At 52.0% G+C, this 20,296-nt stretch carries 14 protein-coding genes; 11 read left to right on the forward strand and 3 right to left on the reverse strand.

What is annotated here, in order from left to right; all coding sequences use genetic code 11:
* Window positions 1-28 precede the first annotated feature (28 nt).
* Window positions 29-1,648: a sensor histidine kinase gene (locus ACJY2G_RS03285; protein WP_430319634.1), complete on the forward strand. Its 1,620-nt coding sequence runs from the start codon at window positions 29-31 to the stop codon at window positions 1,646-1,648.
* Window positions 1,645-2,364, forward strand: coding sequence for a two-component system response regulator DcuR (dcuR, locus tag ACJY2G_RS03290; protein ID WP_439291217.1), 720 nt, complete (start codon window positions 1,645-1,647; stop codon window positions 2,362-2,364). The genes ACJY2G_RS03285 and dcuR overlap by 4 nt, the downstream gene beginning before the upstream one ends.
* Here the strand turns inward: dcuR and ACJY2G_RS03295 are convergent.
* A complete protein-coding gene (locus ACJY2G_RS03295) occupies window positions 2,358-3,320 on the reverse strand; it encodes an FAD:protein FMN transferase (RefSeq protein ID WP_430319633.1) in 963 nt (320 codons plus the stop codon). The two genes, dcuR and ACJY2G_RS03295, sit on opposite strands and share 7 nt — an antisense overlap.
* Window positions 3,321-3,344: 24 nt before the next feature.
* Window positions 3,345-6,122: a flavocytochrome c gene (locus ACJY2G_RS03300; RefSeq protein WP_430319632.1), complete on the reverse strand. Its 2,778-nt coding sequence runs from the start codon at window positions 6,120-6,122 to the stop codon at window positions 3,345-3,347.
* Window positions 6,123-6,893: 771 nt separating this feature from the next.
* On the opposite strand from ACJY2G_RS03300, the gene ACJY2G_RS03305 reads away from it, so the two are divergent.
* Together ACJY2G_RS03305 and fumA are read left to right on the forward strand one after the other, a co-directional pair.
* Entirely contained in the window at window positions 6,894-8,405 is a 1,512-nt protein-coding gene (locus tag ACJY2G_RS03305) for an anion permease (RefSeq protein WP_120163653.1), read from the forward strand.
* Window positions 8,406-8,595: 190 nt separating this feature from the next.
* Window positions 8,596-10,242 carry a class I fumarate hydratase FumA gene (gene fumA / locus ACJY2G_RS03310; protein WP_430319631.1) on the forward strand — a complete coding sequence of 549 codons (1,647 nt, stop codon included), beginning with the start codon at window positions 8,596-8,598 and terminating at the stop codon, window positions 10,240-10,242.
* A 72-nt stretch (window positions 10,243-10,314) separates the two neighbouring features.
* Here the strand turns inward: fumA and ACJY2G_RS03315 are convergent, their stop codons facing one another.
* On the reverse strand, window positions 10,315-11,088 hold the full coding sequence (locus ACJY2G_RS03315; protein ID WP_120163652.1) for a DUF3750 domain-containing protein: 774 nt from the start codon (window positions 11,086-11,088) through the stop codon (window positions 10,315-10,317).
* A gap of 262 nt (window positions 11,089-11,350) precedes the next feature.
* Between ACJY2G_RS03315 and ACJY2G_RS03320 the strand changes: the two genes are divergently transcribed.
* The 7 genes from ACJY2G_RS03320 (at window position 11,351) to mtr (ending at window position 20,262) form a co-directional block, all read left to right on the forward strand.
* Window positions 11,351-12,028, forward strand: a complete 678-nt coding sequence (locus ACJY2G_RS03320) for an SDR family oxidoreductase (protein WP_430319630.1) — start codon at window positions 11,351-11,353, stop codon at window positions 12,026-12,028.
* A gap of 118 nt (window positions 12,029-12,146) precedes the next feature.
* A complete protein-coding gene (locus ACJY2G_RS03325) occupies window positions 12,147-12,764 on the forward strand; it encodes a TetR/AcrR family transcriptional regulator (RefSeq protein ID WP_439291221.1) in 618 nt (205 codons plus the stop codon).
* A gap of 59 nt (window positions 12,765-12,823) precedes the next feature.
* A complete protein-coding gene (locus tag ACJY2G_RS03330) occupies window positions 12,824-13,747 on the forward strand; it encodes an alpha/beta fold hydrolase (RefSeq protein WP_430319628.1) in 924 nt (307 codons plus the stop codon).
* A 139-nt stretch (window positions 13,748-13,886) separates the two neighbouring features.
* Entirely contained in the window at window positions 13,887-15,125 is a 1,239-nt protein-coding gene (locus ACJY2G_RS03335) for an MFS transporter (protein ID WP_439291224.1), read from the forward strand.
* A 286-nt stretch (window positions 15,126-15,411) separates the two neighbouring features.
* Window positions 15,412-17,145 (forward strand): ABC-F family ATP-binding cassette domain-containing protein, encoded by a 1,734-nt coding sequence (locus ACJY2G_RS03340; protein ID WP_430319658.1) that lies wholly within the window; start codon window positions 15,412-15,414, stop codon window positions 17,143-17,145.
* A 160-nt stretch (window positions 17,146-17,305) separates the two neighbouring features.
* Window positions 17,306-18,040, forward strand: a complete 735-nt coding sequence (locus ACJY2G_RS03345; protein WP_120162329.1) for a pirin family protein — start codon at window positions 17,306-17,308, stop codon at window positions 18,038-18,040.
* 977 nt (window positions 18,041-19,017) lie between these two features.
* Window positions 19,018-20,262, forward strand: coding sequence for a tryptophan permease (gene mtr, locus ACJY2G_RS03350; RefSeq protein ID WP_430319575.1), 1,245 nt, complete (start codon window positions 19,018-19,020; stop codon window positions 20,260-20,262).
* Window positions 20,263-20,296: the final 34 nt, after the last annotated feature.

Consider the following 20,296-nt stretch of genomic DNA (forward strand, 5'->3'; position numbering starts at 1 on the left):
TTGGCTCTTTTTCCGGGGCTCCCATCCCATGAGCGACTCGCAGCAACGCCATCCCGTGCGCAAGCACCCCATGAAACTCAGCACATCGGTCATTCTGATGGTCAGCGCGGTGATTGCTTCCGTGTTACTGGTTGTGCATATGCTGTATTTTGTGCAGGTCAGCGATACCACCCGCGACGGTGTGAAAGATAAAGCGCTGGCCGTGGCCCGCACCATGGCGGATCTGCCGGAAACCAAACGCGCCCTGCTTCTGCCGCCTGACAGCAATATCATTCAGCCGATCGCCAGCTCCGTCCAAAAACGTAACGATCTGTTGTTTATCGTGGTCACCAATATGGACGGCATCCGTTATTCGCATCCGAATGCGGATGTGATCAGTCATCATTTTATCGGCGATGACATCAATCCGGCACTGCTCGGCAAAGAGAACGTCTCGATCAATAAAGGCACGCTCGATGAAGCGCTGCGGGTTTTCACGCCGGTCTACGACAACAATCACAAACAAATCGGCGTGGTCGCCATCGGGATTTCGCTGGTCAAAGTCACCGAGCAAATCAATAAGAGCCGCTGGAGTATTTTGTGGACGGTGCTGTTCGGCATCATTGTCGGCGCACTTGGCACGTATTGTCTGGTGCGAATGCTCAAACGCATCCTGTTCGGGCTGGAACCTTATGAAATTTCGACGCTGTTCGAACAGCGTCAGGCGATGTTGCAGTCGATCAAAGAAGGCGTAATCGCCGTAGACGATCTGGCGCATGTCACGCTGATTAACCAGACTGCCCGGCAAATATTTCAGGAAACCGCTAAAGACGTGACACCGGATGAAAGCACTCTGCCGCTGATCGCCAATCTGCGGGACGTGGTGAATACCGGTGTGCCGCGCCGTGACGAAGAGATCAATTTCAAAGGCCGTTTACTGCTCAGCAACACGGTGCCGGTACGCAATAATGGCGTCATTATTGGCGCTATCTGTACCTTCAGGGATAAAACCGAGGTCAGCCAGTTAATGCAGCGTCTGAGCGGCATGGTAAACTATGCCGATTCGTTGCGTGAAAGATCGCATGAATTTATGAACAAGCTGCACGTGATCCTCGGATTGCTGCATATGAAAAGTTACGCGCAACTTGAGGATTACATCCTCAAAACGGCCAATAATTATCAGGCGGAAATCGGTTCCCTGCTGTTGAAAATTAAATCTCCGGTGATTGCCGGTTTCCTGCTGAGCAAAATTAACCGCGCGTCTGATACCCGGCATTTGCTGACGCTCAGCGATGACAGCCTGTTGCCGGACAACAATAATGAAGATCAGGTGGCTGCGCTGATCACCGTGCTCGGCAATCTGATTGAAAACGCGCTGGATGCGCTCGGCGAGCAGCCTGATGGTGAAGTCAGCGTCTTACTGCACTATCAGAACGGACAGCTGGCGTGCATCGTGAGTGACGATGGTCCGGGCATTCAGCCGGAAAATATTGAAACCATTTTTGAAAAAGGGGTGTCGTCAAAAGGCGATCAACGCGGTATGGGCCTGTTCCTGGCTAAACAGCAGGTCGAAAGACTGGGCGGTTCGATTAATGTCGAATCAGAGCCTGACGTTTACACCCAATTTTTTGTACAACTTCCCTGGGATGCGGAGAGGACAAGTTCTTGATCAATGTGCTGATAGTTGACGACGACGCCATGGTAGCAGAGCTGAACCGCTGTTATGTTGGCCAGATAGAAGGTTTTACGTGCTGCGGTACGGCATCGACGCTGCAACAGGCGAAAGATCTGGTTCTGAATTCAGAGCTTTCTATCGACCTGATTCTGCTCGACGTGTATATGCAGCAGGACAACGGGCTGGAATTACTGCCTGAACTGCGCAACGCCCGCCGGCCAATCGACGTGATTGTGATTTCCTCAGCTGCTGATGCGGAAACCATCAAGAAGTCGCTCAATTATGGCGTGGTGGATTATCTGATCAAACCGTTCCAGTTTTCCCGTTTTGAGGAAGCGCTGACCGGCTGGCAGCAGAAAAAAACGCTGATGGATAATCAGCAGTATTACGAGCAGTCTGACGTTGACCGGCTGATCCACGGCAGTAATCCTGCCGCTGCGGACACCAAAAAGCTGCCGAAAGGCTTAACGCCGCAGACATTGCGCACGTTGTGTCAGTGGATTGATGCCCATCCGACCATGGAATTCTCCACGGATGAACTGGCCAGTTCGGTGAATATTTCGCGGGTATCGTGCCGTAAATACCTGATCTGGCTGGCGCAGATGAACATTCTGTTTACCAGCATTCACTACGGTGTCACCGGTCGCCCGGTTTACCGCTACCGTTTGCAGGCCGATCACTATTCGCTGTTAAAACAGTATTGTCAGTAAGTCGTGATCCGGTAGCTGTCATCCAGCGGCGTGAAGGTAAACTGCCGCTGAGATGACAAAATAATCTGCCCGTCGCGGGTGACAAAAATCGCCTCGATGTGCGGGATCTGCTTCAGATACGCCAGACTTTTCTCCACGCCCATTCCGTACAGCAACGTTGTCCAGATATCCCCGTCTATCGAATCTTCTGAAATAATGGTTACGCTGAGCAATTCGTTATCCAGCGGATAGCCGGTTTTCGGATCAAGAATATGGTGATAACAGTGGCCATCCAGCTCGAAATACCGCTCGTAAATACCGGAAGTCACAACCGATTTACCGATGACGTTAATCACCCCAATCAGCGCATCCGGCGAAGAAAACGGTTTTTTCAGGCCAATTGCCCACGCCCCTTCTGCACCGGCACCTAACGTCTGTACGTTCCCGCCCAGATTGATTAACGCGTTCTCAACCTGCTGTTCACGCAGATAATCACGCACCACATCGGCGATATAACCTTTGGCAATCGCGCCGAGGTCAATCTCCATTCCTGCCTGTTGCAGAAACACCGAGCGGGTTTGTTCATCAAGGATCACATCTTCGGGATTTGTCAGCGCCAGCAGCGTCTGGAGATCCTGAGCCGCCGGGATGCTATGACCGCTAAAGCCGATTTTCCAGCGTTTAACCAGCGGGCCGATAGTGAAATTGAAACTGCTGTCGGGCAGACAACTGATGGCTTTAGCGCGACGGATTAACTCAAACACGGGTGGGCTGACAGTGACAGGGTCACGTCCTGCGGCATGGTTAATCGCCATGATATCGGAGTGCGGACGGTTCACCGTGAAGGTGTTTTCCTGATGTTTGATCAGCCTGAAAACGCCAGACGCCAGACTCTCGTTATGTTCAAACAGCTTGAGAAGAATGGGCGAACCCATCAAAACAGCGGAATAAGCATAAACACGATCGTCTGGCGTCATTGTATTACCTTGCGTGATAAACGGTTACCGCATCGCGAATTTCGCGGCGTTTTGTCCTGCAAGGATACCGAAGATAATGATATCTGCAACGGCGTTACCGCCGATACGGTTACCGCCGTGGATACCACCGACCACTTCACCCGCCGCAAATGCGCCGCCGAGTATCTGTTGCTGCGCATCCAGCACGCAGGTATCGGTGTTGATGGTCACGCCGCCCATGGTGTGATGCACGCCCGGCGCGATACGGATTGCATAGAACGGCCCCTGATTGATTGGGTGGCGCAGCGCGGTGCGACGACCAAACTCCACGTCATCCTGCTTATCAACGGCCACGTTATAGCTTTCCAGCGTCGCCAGGAAGGCGTCTGAGTTCATCTCCAGTTTTGCCGCCAGTTCGCGTGGTGAATTGCCGCTGATCACAAAGCCTTTGGCGATGTATTCGTCAGCCGCTTTGTTGTTCAGACGCACCTGCTCATCAAACACCACGTAAGCAAATTTCTCCGGCAGCGCGATAATGTTCGCGGAGACTTTGTCGCGGGTTTCCATTTCATTGAAGAAGCGTTTGCCCGCCTGGCTGACCAGAATCGCACCGCCGCCACGGATGGCTTCTGAAATCAGATAAGACGTCGTTTGTTCAACGGTCGGGTGGATCTGGATTTCACCCATATCGACCGTGCCAGCGCCGATATCTTGCAAAATGGCGATACCGCTACCGGTCGCGCCTTTGTGGTTGGTGGTCACAAAGCCGTCCAGCTCAGGGCGATATTTCACGACCATGTCGCGGTTAGCGCTGAAACCGCCGGTAGCGACAATGACGCTTTTCGCATTAACCACCAGCACTTCGTTTTCATCATTGAGCAGATTCACGCCCTGCACCGCGCCATCGGCATAACGGATTTCAGTGACAGAAGTGTCGAGCATGACGTCGATGTTGCGTTTGTTGAGATTCTTCACCAGGCCGCTGATCAGGAAGCCGCCAACTGCGCTGCGATCCGCCGGACGGTGCGTACGGTCGATGCTCATCCCGCCGGTAATGGTGATGTCGCTCAGTTCAATATTGTGCTCCGCCAGCCATTCCACCGCCTGCGGCGCACGTTCGATGAACTCTTTCAGCAACACAGTATTGTTCTTGAACTGGCCGCCTTTCAGGGTTTCCTGATAGAACAGCTCTTTGCTGTCTTCGATGCCTTTCAGTTTCTGGTAGCGGGTTTCTGCGGCGTTCATACCAACCGACGCTTTAATGGTGTTACCGCCAATGGTAGACATTTTCTCAACAATCAGGACTTTCGCCCCTTCGTCACACGCCTGAATTGCCGCCGCCAGACCTGCGCCGCCGCTGCCCACCACCACAACGTCGTAGTTTTGTGGCTCATTCAGACTGCCGCCCTCTTCCAGCAACTGCGCTTTGCAGGATTTAGCGATCGCTTTGGATACCGCTTTTTTTACCGCTTCGCTCTGTTCGGTCGCGCCAGTCACCGCATCAACGTGCGGGCTGTTGGCGTCCAGAATACGGGTACGGATAATTTCAAAACTGGTGGTGAATTCCACATCCAGATCCGCACCTGCTTCCAGCGCGATATCCGCAATGCGATCAGTTTCAAGACTCACGCTGATCGCCAGTTCATGTGCAGGGGCCTGCACTTTTTCCTGGAACACACCGGCTTTAAATTTCTTCGACGTCATGCTCATGTCGCGGATCATCGCGTCTACCAGCGAGAAACGCCACAGCGGCTCAGGAATGGTCAGCGCTTCGCGTTGTGTGCTGTCGATGAACAGATCGAGTTTCTGATCGGCGGCGATACGGTCAGTCCAGTCGGGATAAGCGATACACGCTTTACCGATAGCAATCATGTCGTAGCCGTGTTCCAGCGCCATATCCGCATCGGATTTGTTGACGATGCCGCCCACGCCCATCACCGGAATTTTTGCCAGTGTGTCTGAGCGCATTGCGACGTATTTGTCGATCAGCGGTGTCGGGTCCGTGGTATCGACAATGGAAGGACGCAGCGAGTAACCGAGGGAGAAATGCAGATAATCCAGACCGCGCGCCGCCAGTTGTTCCAGCAGGTACATGGTGTCAGCAAAACGGATACCCGGTTCTTCCAGCTCTTCCGGAGAGAAACGGTAACCAATAATGAAAGAGTCGTCGGCGTATTTCTTCGCCATCTCATGCGTAATGTCCAGCACTGCCAGCGGGAAACGTGCGCGATTTTCACGGCTGCCGCCCCATTTGTCGTCACGCTGGTTGGAATTCGGAGAGAAGAATTGCTGGATAAGATAGGTATTGGCACCGTGGATTTCTACGCCGTCGAAACCGGCTTCAATGGCACGACGCACGCCTTCACCAAATTTGGTGATCATGCCGTCGACTTCTTCTGCAGTCAGCGCGACAGGTGTGGCTGCGCCTTCACGCGGTGCTGCTAATGCACTTGGCGCGACAGGCTGCTGGCCGCCGATCAGTTTTGGCTCACTCATGCGGCCGCCGTGATAAATCTGCAGAACGGCTTTTGAACCCTGAGATTTCACTGCGGCAGCGATTTTCGCCAGTCCGTCGATTTTAGCGTCGTTGTCGATACCGATGGCGCCCGGGAATGCCAGACCTTTGTCATCTACAAAACAGCATTCAACAATCACCGTACCGATGCTGCCGGCGCGGGCACGGTAGTATTCGACCAGTTCGCTGGTGACGGTGCCGTCATAAAAGCCGGTGCAGGTGGTCATTGGTGCCATCAGAATGCGATTTTTCAGCACAGTGCCATTCGGTAAAGTAAACGGGCTCAATAGCAGATCGTTGTTGCTCATAATAGTGACTCCAAACTTTAAGGTTTTAAATCTGAATTCGTCACCGGCGCGCTATTTTCGTGAAGCGTGTTGAAATGTTTATTTATTATTCGTTGTATTTTTTCAAAGCCGGAATCATGCTTATTAATATAGTTTTATTTTTACTTTCTAAATCTCTAACATTAGTTAATTAACTATTTATCTATTAACTTAATGCCTGTTATATTAAAAATATGTTAACTGACAAATTAAATAATCACATTCCTGTAAACTACGGGCGTAATTGTATTTAACTGATGAGAATATTATTACATCCTGCCGCCCTTATCCTCCGGCAGATCATGAAGTTCAGCCGCTGACAAGTGGCGCATGAAAGCCTGAAGACAACCTGCGGATGTAGCTCAACACTGTGAATGCCTCTCATTTGCCCTACTCCGTTTTTGCTGATCTACTCCCCGAACACTTCCAGAATACTGCCCGCAAACGATGTCGCCCTCCTGTCTCGCCATAATTAATCAGATAAAGCCTGTTCTTTTGTTTTATTCGATTTAAAAAACAATTCAGCCCCGTATTTTCTTGATCAAGATCAACAGTTAAAAATAGGGAAATCGCATTATATAAACATTTCCTCCCTCTTACGGGGAATAAGAGTTATCAGACAAAAATAACAATAATGAGGCAATGAACATGCCACTATTGAATAACTAAAGAAAATATTAAGTAACTAAAAAAACCAGACTACATCTTACCTATGCATCATCACAATATTCCTAACTACCTAAGATAAATATTATGAGCGAAATAACAAAAACTGCGGTGAAAGAGCCAGCGAAAAAAGCCGAACCCGGCAAAAAAAATCGCTGGATCTTTATGATACTTCCCGTGCTGGTGTCGGTGTTGTTGCTGCTGGTTCCGGTGCCTGCCGGGCTTGAACCTTATGCATGGCATTTCTTCGCCATCTTCGTGGGCGTCATTGTTGGCCTGATCTTCGAACCATTGCCGGGTGCCGTTATCGGCTTAACCGGTGTAGTGGTCATCGCCCTGTTCAGCCAGTGGTTGTTGTTCAGCCCGGCTGAGCTGGCGGATCCGAAATTCAAAACCGCAGCACAGTCCTTCAAATGGGCGGTCAGTGGTTTTGGTAACTCCACGGTCTGGCTAATCTTCGGCGCGTTCATGTTTGCTGCCGGCTACGATAAAACCCAGTTTGGCCGCCGTCTGGCGCTGATCCTGGTGAAATATCTGGGTCGCCGCAGCCTGACGCTCGGTTACGCCATCACCTTCGCTGACTTATTACTGGCACCGTTTACGCCTTCCAACACCGCGCGCAGCGGCGGCACAATCTACCCGATCATTGCCAACCTGCCGCCGTTGTATGGTTCAAAACCGAATGACCCGAGCGCACGTAAAATTGGTTCTTACCTGATGTGGGTGGCGATTACCGCAGCCTGTATCACCAGTTCCATGTTCCTGTCTGCACTGGCACCAAACCTGCTGGCGCTGGGCATCGTGAACAGCGTAACCGGTATCAACATTTCCTGGGGCACCTGGTTCATCGCCTTCCTGCCGGTCGGTCTGTTGCTTCTGCTGACCATGCCGCTGCTGGCGTACTGGTTCTACCCGCCAGAAGTGAAAATCAATGACGAAGTACCTCGCTGGGCGACCGCTGAACTGGCGAAATTGGGCAAAATGTCCCGTCATGAAATCCTGCTGCTGGTATTCGTGTGCTGTGCGCTGGCAATGTGGATTTTCGCAGCCAGCTTCATTGAACCGGCAATGGCCGCACTGCTGGTCGTGGTACTGATGCTGTGGACCGGTGTGCTGAACTGGAACGACATCACCAGCAACAAACCCGCCTGGAACACCTTTGCCTGGTTCGCCACACTGGTGGCACTGGCCGACGGCTTATCCCGCACCGGTTTTATCGCCTGGCTGGGTAAAGAAGGCGCAGCGCTGATGGGCGGTATCTCCCCGGGTGCGGCGACGATTGCCCTGCTGCTGGCGTTTTATTTGCTGCATTACCTGTTCGCCAGCACCACGGCGCACACCACCGCGCTGTTACCGGCTATGCTGACTATTGGTGCCGCCATTCCGGGTATTAATATGCAGGTATTCTGTCTGCTGATGGTGACGTCTCTGGGTGTTATGGGGATCATCACACCTTACGGTACCGGTCCAAGCCCGATTTATTACGGCAGCGGTTATCTGCCAACCAAAGATTACTGGCGTCTCGGGACGATCTTTGGTGCCATCTTCCTGATTGCTTTACTGGTAATCGGTTATCCGTGGATGGTGATGATGTTCTGATTGTGGCGATAAAATCACCCACAAAGCATTAACAGAGCATTTACTGAAAGAAAACATATAAACCCCGTTGCCAGCCTGTGTACTTGGCTGGCAACATACAGAACGAATATAAACGTCGCCCCGAATACCTCTGCTATACCGAGTCAACAGTCCCATCCGTGGCGGCAAAAACGGAAAAAGTGAGAAAACAATGTCGAACAAACCGTTCTATTATCAAAATCCCTTCCCCGTTTCTAAAGATGACACCGAATACTACCTGCTGACCAAAGATCACGTATCTGTCAGCACCTTCGATGGCGAAGAAGTGTTAAAAGTGGAACCGCAGGCGCTGACCCTTTTGGCCCAGCAGGCGTTCCACGATGCCTCTTTCATGCTGCGCCCTGCGCATCAGCAACAAGTGGCCTCTATTCTGCATGACCCGGAATCAAGCGAAAACGACAAATATGTCGCGCTGCAATTCCTGCGTAACTCTGAAATCGCGGCCAAAGGTATCCTGCCAACCTGTCAGGACACCGGTACCGCCATCATCATGGGTAAAAAAGGCCAGCGCGTCTGGACCGGTGGCGGCGACGAAGCCAGCCTGTCTCAGGGCGTGTACAACACGTTCATTGAAGATAACCTGCGCTATTCCCAAAACGCCGCGCTGGATATGTACAAAGAAGTGAACACCGGCACCAATTTGCCTGCGCAAATCGATCTCTACAGTGTCGATGGCGACGAGTACAAATTCCTGTGCATCGCCAAAGGCGGTGGTTCAGCGAACAAGACCTATCTGTATCAGGAAACCAAAGCGCTGATCACGCCAGCTAAGCTGAAAGATTATCTGGTTGAGAAAATGCGCACGCTGGGTACAGCAGCCTGTCCGCCGTACCATATCGCTTTCGTGATTGGCGGAACTTCAGCTGAAGCGACGCTGAAAACGGTGAAACTGGCGTCTACCCATTACTACGACGGTCTGCCAACTGAAGGTAACGAACACGGTCAGGCATTCCGCGACGTAAATCTGGAACAGGAACTGCTGGCTGAAGCCAACAATCTTGGCCTGGGCGCACAGTTCGGCGGCAAATACTTTGCCCACGATATCCGCGTAGTACGTCTGCCACGTCACGGCGCGTCATGTCCGGTCGGTATGGGCGTCTCCTGCTCCGCAGACCGTAACATCAAAGCCAAAATCAACCGCGACGGTATCTGGATCGAGAAACTGGAAGAAAATCCGGGCAAGTACATACCTGAAGCGTTGCGTCAGCAGGGCGAAGCCGGTGTGGTGAAGGTTGACCTGAACCGTCCGATGAAAGAAATCCTCGCGCAGCTTTCTGAATATCCGGTATCAACCCGCCTTTCCCTGAGCGGTACGATTATCGTTGGTCGTGATATTGCGCACGCCAAACTGAAAGAGCGCCTGGATAACGGCGAAGGTTTGCCGCAGTACATTAAAGATCATCCGATTTACTACGCAGGCCCGGCGAAAACCCCTGAAGGTTACGCTTCCGGCTCTCTCGGCCCGACCACCGCTGGCCGCATGGATTCCTACGTGGATCTTCTGCAATCCAACGGCGGCAGCATGATCATGCTGGCAAAAGGTAACCGTAGCCAGCAGGTGACCGACGCGTGCCATAAACACGGCGGTTTCTATCTCGGCAGCATCGGCGGACCGGCAGCAGTTCTGGCTCAGCAAAGTATCAAGAGCCTGGAATGTGTGGAATATCCTGAACTGGGTATGGAAGCCATCTTGAAAATCGAAGTCGAAGACTTCCCGGCGTTCATTCTGGTGGATGACAAAGGCAACGATTTCTTCCAGCAAATCCACGCAAGCACCTGCGCGAAGTGCGTGAAGTAAGCGCCTCCTGAAAGACAAAAGGCCTGCCAGAAATGGCGGGCCTTTTTTGTTGAAATGCCGGTTAAGTCTTGATTAAAGCTCTGCTTTTCCCGGATTATCAAATCCTACGCGCCCGACAAACGGCAAACGCAACGCCGGGTTTTTGACATCGACACCCAGGTTCAGCCCCAGCACGTTAACTTCCAGACCTTCTTCCACGCCCAGCGTAACGCCCAGAAGCCCAAGCAACGATACCTGAACACCACGCCCGGAAGGCGGCAACCCAATCGGATTAGTGATTCCGCGATAATCCTTACCGATGGCGTTAGACGGCATATCCAGTTCAAGTTCCGGCACTTCACGGCCAATATGCGCCATAAACGTGTTGCTGTTTGGTCCCGGCCAGGCGTGATAAGTGTGCGGATACGGGTAACTTTTAATGGCGGCTTCAATTTTTGGGATCATCAATTGCGCCTGCGCGCCACGGTGATCCACCAGCAAACGTGGCTGCGAACCAAACCAGTAGCCATCCGGAATAGCGTAATTACGGCGAACCACATTGGTACTGCCCCAGCTGATGACGTCATAACGGGTAAACTGTGTTTCCCCTTCCCGCTTGAATATGATCCACGGATGCACAGCAACCAGTCCGCGCCAGCCATAGGTCGGTGCAGCATAAATCTGCACAATGGCGGTACTTTTGAGTTTGGCCGGATCGGGCGCAATTCCGGCGGAATCCCGCCGCGCCGTAGACCAGCTCTGCCCTGCGGGTTCTTCACGGGTTTGCGAGGCTTTTGCATAGCTGTATCCAAAAGACAGCAGTAAAACGAGGACAAATACGAGGCTAAACCATTTTATGGCGATCATGCTTTTATTCACCTTTGCCTGTCTGTTGGAAACAACATGAATACTTCATCCGCTCCTATAATAAAGACTTACCGCCTCATTCACTAGCGCTAGCCATAAAACCAAAGTCCATCATCAGGCGCTCTGCCGACAAGGAAAATCAGACTCCAGCCCATTGTTGCCCAAACGTTACAGGCTCATACTGCAATTAATACGAAGCAGATTTACGGATTTAATGAAAACAATAAACTGATGTTAACGCATTGATTACATAAGGATGAATATGACTGACTCTAAGAAAGCATTGATCATCGGCGCATCGCGCGGTATCGGTTTAGGTGTGGTGGACGTACTCACACAGCGCGGCTGGCAGGTGACCGCTACCACGCGTGATGCCGTACCTGATAAAAGCCCCGCGTCGGTTGAATGGGTAAAACTGGACATCAATAAATCCGAAGGGAGGGAGGCGGTAAAAGACGCGCTTTCCGCCAGCCATTTTGATCTGATTTTTGTGAATGCAGGCGTGTTCGGTCCGGATCATCAGGATATTCATCAGGCCAGCGATGACGAAATTCTTCAGCTGTTTTTGACTAACACTATCTCCCCTGTACGCTGCGCCGCCGAATTGTTGCCGCTGCTAAACCACCGCACCGGCGTGCTGGCGCTGATGACGTCTGAGCTTTCCAGTCTCAACGAGAACGAAGTGGCAACCTATCCGCTTTATTCTGCCAGCAAAGCCGCGCTGAATATGCTGACCCGTGGTTTGCAGGAACAGACAGAAAAACAGGAAGTGACGCTGCTTTCCGTGCATCCGGGCTGGGTACAAACTGATATGGGCGGTGAAAATGCCACCCTGACGATTGAAGAAAGTACCACCGGTATTGTCGATCAGTTTGAAGCCTTATCCGGTAAGGGCGGCCATCATTTCGTGGAATATTCTGGTCGTAAGTTACGCTGGTAACTTTTGCTGGCGAACAGCCACAAATAAACACCCGTTTTGCGTCAATTCTGCCAGCTTTAGAAAAATAGCTTGCCGGTTCCTCGACGCAGTGCCACCATTAGGAAATTAACGTTTCCTAATGGTGGCGATTCTTGTGCAACCTTCCCCTTCCAGAGAACGCGGACGCCCGCGTGAGTTCGACACCGGTCTGGCGCTGGATAACGCCATGACGGTATTTCGTGAGAAAGGCTTTCATGCCGCATCAGTCAGCGACCTGAGTCGGGCGATGAACCTGACGGCGGGCAGCATCTACAAGGCTTTCACTGATAAACGAACTCTGTTTCTCAACGTTTTTGAGCGCTATACCTCACTGCGCAATGCTCAGCTGCGCCAGCAGATTGAGAGCGTCACGACCGGGCGCGAACGTATTGCCCAGGTGCTGCGCTTTTATCTCAAATCCTCCCATGAAATTGAAGGCCGCCGCGGTTGTCTGGTTGTCGCCGGCACTGTTGAGTTACTGACCTTCGATGATGAAGTTGCCGGGCTGGTTCGCCAGGCGATTACCCGCAATAAAGCGTTCCTGATTTCGCTGATCGAACTGGGGCAACGTGACGGTTCAGTCTCAACGGCCATTGATGCTCAAGCCGCATCAACCCTGATGCTTTATGTCGTGCTGGGAATGCGTGTTGCCGGCAAGGTTGAAAACAATCCGGACGCTGACTCCACGCTGGAACTGGCTCTAAAAATCCTCGATTAAAAATTTTTTGTCATTTAGGAAATAAACATTTTCTAATAAACTTTAACAGGAAAAATATCATGACTCAGAATATGCCTTCCACTTCCGTTGCCACCGCGCCTTTCGGTACACCCGATCCAACACTGAAAGGATTTCATCACCATTACGCCACAGTGGACGGCGTGCGAATGCATTACGTTTGTGGCGGAAATCCTGACGGCAAGGTTTTACTGCTGCTGGCCGGTTTCCCGCAGAGCTGGTTTGCATGGCGTCACGTTATGCAGGATCTGAAGGATACTTTCTGGCTGGTAGCCCCTGATCTGCCGGGTCAAGGCGATTCCGACCGGCCAGAAACCGGCTACGACACACAGAGTCTGGCGCAGAAAACCCACGGGCTGATGCAGTCTCTTGGACATACACGCTATTTTCTGGTTGCCCACGATGTCGGAGCCTGGGTGGCTTATCCGTATGCCGCGCTCTACCCGAATGAAGTGAAACGGCTGGCGCTGCTCGATGCCGGGATCCCCGGAATTACCTTACCGGATGCGCTGCCGGTCACGCCGGATAAATCATGGAAAACCTGGCACTTTGCGTTTCATACCCTTCCCGATTTACCTGAAGCATTGATTACCGGCAATGAACGGATCTATCTGGACTGGTTTTTACGCAGAAAAACGGCAGCGCCTGATGCCTTTACGGACGAAGATATCAGCGAATATTTGCGCGTTCTCCTCAAAAGCGGCGGGTTGCGCGCCGGGCTGGCGTATTACCGTTCGGTCACGGTTTCTGCTGAGCAGAACCGTGAGCTTAACCGTCAGGGAAAATTGCAGATGCCGCTGCTGGCGGTGAGCGCCGATCAGGGTTCTATCCCGGATATGGCCGTACCGTTGCGAGATTTCGCAGAAAACGTCACCGGAATTATTATCGCCAACAGCGGGCATTTTATTCCCGAGGAGCAACCAGAGGCACTTGCACACGAACTGCACACTTTCTTCACAATGTGATAGGAAGATTTGTTGAATTTTTTATGGTAAAACGGCCGGTAAGATTGTTTGTTAATTATTTGTATCCACAATAATTGCCGGGCTAACTTGTCGCATGCGACCAGCAGACACGGCATCTTTCATTTTTCAGGGATTTGTCATGTCATCTTCTTCCGGTAATCCGGATTCACTGTTACAGCACCGCTCGTTTGTGGCGTTCTGGATAGCCCGTGCGGCCTCCAGTTTTGGTTTCCAGATGCTTTCCATTGTGGTGAGCTGGCAAATCTACTCGATTACCGGAAGGGCGTTTGATCTGGGGCTGATCGGGCTGGTGCAGTTTTTCCCCTCTGTCGCGCTGGCGCTGGTCGCCGGACACGTGGCGGATCAGTTTGACCGCCGCCGCGTGGTCTTGCTCGGACAAATCGCAGAATGGGTGGCGATTGCCGCCCTGGCGTATTTGTCACTGACGCATCACGTCAACGAAGTCATTATCCTCGGCCTGATTTTTATCATTTCGACCGCCAAAGCCATGGAAGCGCCGTCTTTACAGTCGATGCTTCCGGCACTGGTGCCGCCGCATTTACTGGCGCGGGCGATGGCCGCTAACAGTGTTTCAGGTCAGGCGGCGTCTATGGTCGGCCCGGCGCTCGGCGGTTTTATGTATGTCGCCGGAGCCGGCGTCGCTTACTCGGTGTGCGCCTGTCTTTATCTGTTATCGATTGTGATGGTCAGTCGTCTGCGTTACGAGCAGGCGCCACCGCGCCGTGTTCCGGCGACCTTTAAAACCCTGTTCGCCGGTATCAGTTTCATCCGTGCCCGTCCGGATGTTCTGGGTGTGATCTCTCTGGATCTGTTCGCGGTTCTGCTCGGCGGTGCGACCGCCCTGCTGCCAATTTTTGCCCACGACATTCTGCATACCGGCCCATGGGGATTGGGTCTGTTGCGCGGCGCTCCGGCCGTGGGTGGACTGATTGTCGGTTTCTGGCTGAGCCACCGCGCGCTGCAACGTAACGTGGGTATGACCATGTTTGCCGCCGTGGCAGGCTTCGGCGCGGCGACGCTGGTGTTCGCGTTCTCCACCTCGCTGTGGTTATCCATGCTGGCACTGTTTGCGCTCGGCGGATTCGACATGATAAGCATGGTCATTCGCGGCGCACTGGTACAACTGGACACGCCAGACGATATGCGCGGACGCGTCAGCGCGGTTAATTCGATCTTCATCAACACCTCGAACCAGCTCGGTGAATTTGAATCCGGTCTGATGGCCGCCTGGGTGGGCGCAGTCCCGGCGGCAGCCATTGGCGGCATCGGTACATTGATTGTCGTCGGATTGTGGATGACCTGGTTCCCCGGTTTGCGTAAGCGGCAGAAACTGGAAAATGAGGTTGTTGAGGCGTAACGGCGGGTCGGGGAATTTTGAAACTGGAACAATTCAAAATTCCCTAATATAATCAGCTCATTCATTCACCAATTTTATATATAAGGAGGATCCCCATGCTGACCCGTGAATGGTTTTTATATTCACCTGTCTTTGGCGATCGTCGCTGCTCAGGCGTTTCCGGCTCCCTGCCGCGATAACCTGTCTGAGCGAAGCTAACTGACAATCTGAGTTCTTCCCTCCGGCTTACCGGTTATCGTCGGCTTTATTGACGAGAGGCATCCTATGCCCGAAAACCTGAGTAAGCATCATGACTTTACTGTCTGCACAATCTGTATCATTCGATAATTCTTTTGGCCCTTTGCTGGCTGAGATTTCCTTCGGCCTGAAAAAAGGCGACCGCATCGGCCTTATCGGCCACAACGGCTGTGGCAAAAGTACTCTGCTGAAAATCCTCAGCGGTGAACTGGCAGCAACGTCCGGCAGTGTCACGCTGGCGAATCAGTGCCTGATGGCCCGCGTTGAACAACATCTGCCCGAAGAACTGAACCACCATACCCTGCTTGAATCTGTTCTGAACCATCTGCCGCCAGGCCTTCATCAGCCTGAGCTCTGGCAGGCGCAGGTGTTGCTTTCCACGCTGGGTTTCGATGAATCCGCCTGGCAGCTGACGGCAGGAACGCTCAGTGGCGGGCAGCATACCCGCCTGCTGCTGGCCCGCGCGCTGATCCGCCAGCCCGATTTACTGCTGCTCGATGAACCGAGCAACCATCTGGATCTGCCGACGCTGTTATGGCTGGAACAGTTTCTGAAAAACTGGAACGGCAGTTTCGTGCTGGTTTCTCACGACCGCAGCCTGCTTGATAACGTGACCAACAGCACCTGGATCCTGCGCGATAAAACCCTGCAGTTTATTCGTCTCCCTTGTACGCAGGCACGTCTGGCGCTGGAAGAAAAAGACGCCTCCGACGCTGTGCGCAGGGAAACAGAACAAAAGGAGATTGACCGCGTAACTAAAAGTGCCAAACGTCTGGCGCTGTGGGGCAGCGTGTATGACAACGAAAAGCTGGCGCGCAAGGCAAAGCAAATGGAAAAGCAGGTCGACCGGCTGAAGGAGGATCAAACAGAAGTCACCGCCGGTAATCAGTGGAAACTGCAGTTAAAAGGCGAAGCGCTGGCGGCGGACCGGGTTCTGGCGCTGTCCGGTTTGCAGGTTCGTCCTGCGCGCAATGCTCCGGTTTTGTTCACAGTGGATGAAATGCGCATCAAAAGCGGTGACCGTATCGCACTGGTCGGGCGCAACGGTTGCGGCAAGTCCTCGCTGTTGCAGACGTTGTGGCACGCCTTCAGTCAGCAGGAAACAACCCATACGGGTGTGACTTTCCATCCCCGCGTGCGGGTGGGCTATTACGATCAGAATCAGCATCAGTTGCAGGACGATGATTCTCTTGGTGATGCGCTGGCGAACTTCGCCCCGCTGACGGAAGAACAGAGAAAAATGGCGCTGATTGGCGCAGGATTCCCGTTTATCCGTCACCAGCAAAAAGTGAGTACGCTCAGCGGCGGCGAACGTTCGCGGCTGCTGTTTATCGGGCTGACGCTGGCGAATTATTCGCTTTTGCTGCTCGATGAACCGACTAACCATCTGGATCTGGAAGGCAAAGAAGAGCTGGCGGAAACGCTGAAAACCTTCCGTGGTGCGGTGCTTTTGGTGTCACATGACCGGACGCTCATCGAGCAAAGTTGTAACCGGTTCTGGCTGGTGGATGAGCAACGGTTAGAAGAGTGGCATACCCTTGCGCCGGTTTACGCCGTACTGGCGGATTCTCCCCCGCCAGCGGAACCCATTCTTTCAGAAAGCGGGACTGACGTAATCCACACTGAGGAAACAGAAGAAGAGCAACTGCTGGCGAGGCTGGTAGAGGTTGAACACCTTCTGGCAGAAGATCTGGCGCGCAAACCTAAGCACCAGAAACCTGAGCTGCAACGTCAGTGGCAATCACAAATTGAGCAGCTGAGTACGTTGTTGAGTCTTGGCTAACTGCTCATTTTGGATCTAAAGGCCTCAGGGACGGGGCCTTTGTTTCTGACTAAACGGAAAGTTTATTCACGGCGGGTACGCTTTAATGAACATAGTATGTTAAAAAATGGTATCCGATTTTCATCCGAACCCTGCGTTCCTGTCTGCCGCCGGAGAGATTATGTTTAACGTTTTACGTGCTGAACCCAAAACTACCTTTGAATATGGCCCGTTTCGTATCCGTCGTATGCGGCCGGGGCAAATCCAGCCTGAGAAAAATGATGACGCGTTCGGCCCTTTGAGTGTTATCGATCATGCCACTCTCGAACAGGGCACGCTGGTGAAAATGCACGAGCATAATAACGACGAAATCCTCAGTTATATGTGGCGGGGTTCGATGGTGCATGAAGATTCTGCTGGTCACCGCGTTCCCCTTTCACCGAAACAGCTGATGATGATGAACGCCGGTGAAAGTTTCTGGCATGAGGAATCCACACCGCTGGTGTCGGCGGAGATGTTGCAGATATTTATCCGGCCGCGTCAGGCAAATCTGGAAGGCCGCGTGCAGTTTATGACGCGCCCTGACGGTATAAAAAGCAATGAGTGGACGCTGCTGGCTGCGCCGGAAGGCATTGAGTCTCCGCTTGAAATCAGGCAGGCAGTATATGTCTATGACATTCGCATGGATGAAAACACCACCACGGAAGTTCCCTCACATGCGGGATTTGCTCAATGGCTGTATGTGATGGACGGCGAAATCAGCATCGGCGATGTCACTCTGTCAAAAGGCGACGCTATCAGCGATGAGGACAGCGCATTAACTGCTGCGACTGCAGGTAAAGACACCACGCTGGTGTGTTTTCTGGTGTGTCTGGGCGCGCAGGCGATTCTTGAAGGCACTATCAGCGGGAAATAATGAGTAACAGGCTGTACAAATGAAAAAGCCCCAGTCGTTAAACCGGGGCTTTTAAGGTACTATCAAATTAATATTTAACATTCATCAACTTAATTACGTGTACTGCTTAGGTAATGCAACTGCTAAAGATGTACATATTATCACAGGATATATTTTTACTGCCTGGTAACGCTATCCTCCTATAATTTTGTGGAATAACATCAGTATCCTGCGCGTTTCATTTACCCTTCTGATATGTCTCGGGATAAATGAGTACATCACCCTCGCGATATATACTCTTTGATGCGTGGCCTTACTTTCGTCGCGACATTCTCGATTTCATACTTACGTACCCAAATCGCGAACATTACTCTAACTAACAAGGCGTTACATCATCGCGTTTTCGTCCACATCATGCGATTGCACAGCTTTACTGCGTGGCCTTAAAGCATCATCTCACGGACTTTCAAATAACGCCCGGTGTTGAATCACCCATACTAAAATACTTCGTGGCCTTTATCGCATCTCATTACTGACAAGTTTATCAACTTGCTAATTGCACCGCGAAATAAAAATTTCTTTTCACTTCTCTCTGGTGCTGAGTTCTAATTTACTCGCTATATGTTGTGTGTCAACCCTGTATTTTCAAACAGGGTTTTTTATTTTTTTAGATAAGAAATCGTAATGAAATCTGTGATCTGCGCCATGAATACTCCGCCCCTATTAACCGCAAAATTGCACAACGTTAATATTTTGTACACATTTTCGGCGTTATTTCCCTGCTCACCTTACTGATTGCCCTGTTCAGCTTCTGAATGTGCGTTTTTGTATCAGCAAACTAGTTCAGCAGTGTACAAGCCGCTTCATTTCCACTATATTGCCGCGCTTAAGACCAAAATCGCAGCACAAAACAGCGATTTCTGTTCGTTATTTAACTCTTTTCTTTTTCAGCCATTCTTTCAACGAATTCTGATAAAAGCCACGCGAGGATACGCACTATGGCGACGCTTTCTGTGACCGCCCCGCAACGTTCAGTACTGGGCGGTGCAATGATTATTGGTGGAACGATCATCGGCGCAGGGATGTTTTCCCTGCCGGTGGTGATGTCCGGCGCCTGGTTTTTCTGGTCTGTAGCTGCCCTGATTTTTACCTGGTTTTGTATGCTGCATTCCGGACTGATGATCCTTGAAGCAAATCTTAACTATCCGGTGGGATCGAGTTTCAATACGGTGACCGGCGATCTGCTGGGTAAACACTGGAACCGGCTGAACGGCATCACTATCGCGTTCGTTTTGTATATTCTGACCTACGCCTATATTTCCGCCAGCGGCTCGGTGATCCAGCATACGTTGCGTGAGATGTCGGTGAGTTTTTCTCCCCGCCTCGGCGGTCTGCTGACGGCGCTGGTCGTGGCCTTTATCGTCTGGCTGAGTACCCGCGCGGTGAGCCGGATGACGGCCATTGTGCTTGGCGCGAAAATCATTGCCTTCTTCCTGACCTTCGGCAGCCTGCTGTGGCATGTGAAACCGGTGAATTTGCTTAACAGCGTCGAAATTAATCCGAGCTACATGCCTTATGTGCTGGCGACGCTGCCGTTCTGTCTGGCGTCATTTGGCTATCACGGCAATGTGCCGAGCCTGATGAAGTACTACGGCAAAAATCCGCAAATCATCAAGAAGTGTCTGCTGCTGGGTACGCTGATGGCGCTCGGGCTGTACATCATCTGGATGCTGGGAACGATGGGCAACATTCCGCGTCCTGAATTCATCAGCATCGCTGAACGGGGTGGCAATATTGATGTGCTGGTGCAGTCGCTGAGCCAGATACTTAACAGCGCCGGTCTGGACTTGCTGCTGACGATTTTCTCAAACTTTGCCGTCGCCTGTTCATTCTTAGGGGTGACGCTCGGCCTGTTTGATTATCTGGCGGATCTGTTTAAATTCAACGACAGCCGGACTGGTCGCTTCAAAACAGCGCTGGTGACGTTCGTTCCGCCGATTATCGGTGGTGTGATTTATCCCGATGGTTTCATTTATGCGATTGGTTTTGCCGGACTGGCGGCAACGGTCTGGGCGGTGATTGTTCCGGCGCTGATGGCACGCGCATCACGCCAGCGTTTTGGCAGCCCGCGGTACCGCGTATGGGGTGGGAATAAAATGATCGTACTGGTGCTGCTGTTCGGCGTGCTCAATGCGGCAGTACATATTCTTTCAAGCGCGAATCTACTGCCGGTATATCGTTAATTCAAACTGCAATGTCCGGCAGATGTGCATATGG

The organism is Rahnella sp. ATs2 (assembly GCF_051851855.1).
GTDB lineage: Bacteria > Pseudomonadota > Gammaproteobacteria > Enterobacterales > Enterobacteriaceae > Rahnella > Rahnella variigena.

Bases quoted from the DNA above. Each gene is read 5' to 3' on its own strand.
- fumA (WP_430319631.1), top strand. From the start codon at position 8,596: ATGTCGAACAAACCGTTCTATTATCAAAATCCCTTCCCCGTTTCTAAA.
- ACJY2G_RS03295 (WP_430319633.1), bottom strand. From the start codon at position 3,320: ATGACGCCAGACGATCGTGTTTATGCTTATTCCGCTGTTTTGATGGGT.
- ACJY2G_RS03315 (WP_120163652.1), bottom strand. From the start codon at position 11,088: ATGATCGCCATAAAATGGTTTAGCCTCGTATTTGTCCTCGTTTTACTG.
- ACJY2G_RS03325 (WP_439291221.1), top strand. From the start codon at position 12,147: ATGGTGGCGATTCTTGTGCAACCTTCCCCTTCCAGAGAACGCGGACGC.
- ACJY2G_RS03335 (WP_439291224.1), top strand. From the start codon at position 13,887: ATGTCATCTTCTTCCGGTAATCCGGATTCACTGTTACAGCACCGCTCG.
- ACJY2G_RS03285 (WP_430319634.1), top strand. From the start codon at position 29: ATGAGCGACTCGCAGCAACGCCATCCCGTGCGCAAGCACCCCATGAAA.
- ACJY2G_RS03305 (WP_120163653.1), top strand. From the start codon at position 6,894: ATGAGCGAAATAACAAAAACTGCGGTGAAAGAGCCAGCGAAAAAAGCC.
- ACJY2G_RS03330 (WP_430319628.1), top strand. From the start codon at position 12,824: ATGACTCAGAATATGCCTTCCACTTCCGTTGCCACCGCGCCTTTCGGT.
- ACJY2G_RS03320 (WP_430319630.1), top strand. From the start codon at position 11,351: ATGACTGACTCTAAGAAAGCATTGATCATCGGCGCATCGCGCGGTATC.
- ACJY2G_RS03345 (WP_120162329.1), top strand. From the start codon at position 17,306: ATGTTTAACGTTTTACGTGCTGAACCCAAAACTACCTTTGAATATGGC.
- ACJY2G_RS03300 (WP_430319632.1), bottom strand. From the start codon at position 6,122: ATGAGCAACAACGATCTGCTATTGAGCCCGTTTACTTTACCGAATGGC.
- mtr (WP_430319575.1), top strand. From the start codon at position 19,018: ATGGCGACGCTTTCTGTGACCGCCCCGCAACGTTCAGTACTGGGCGGT.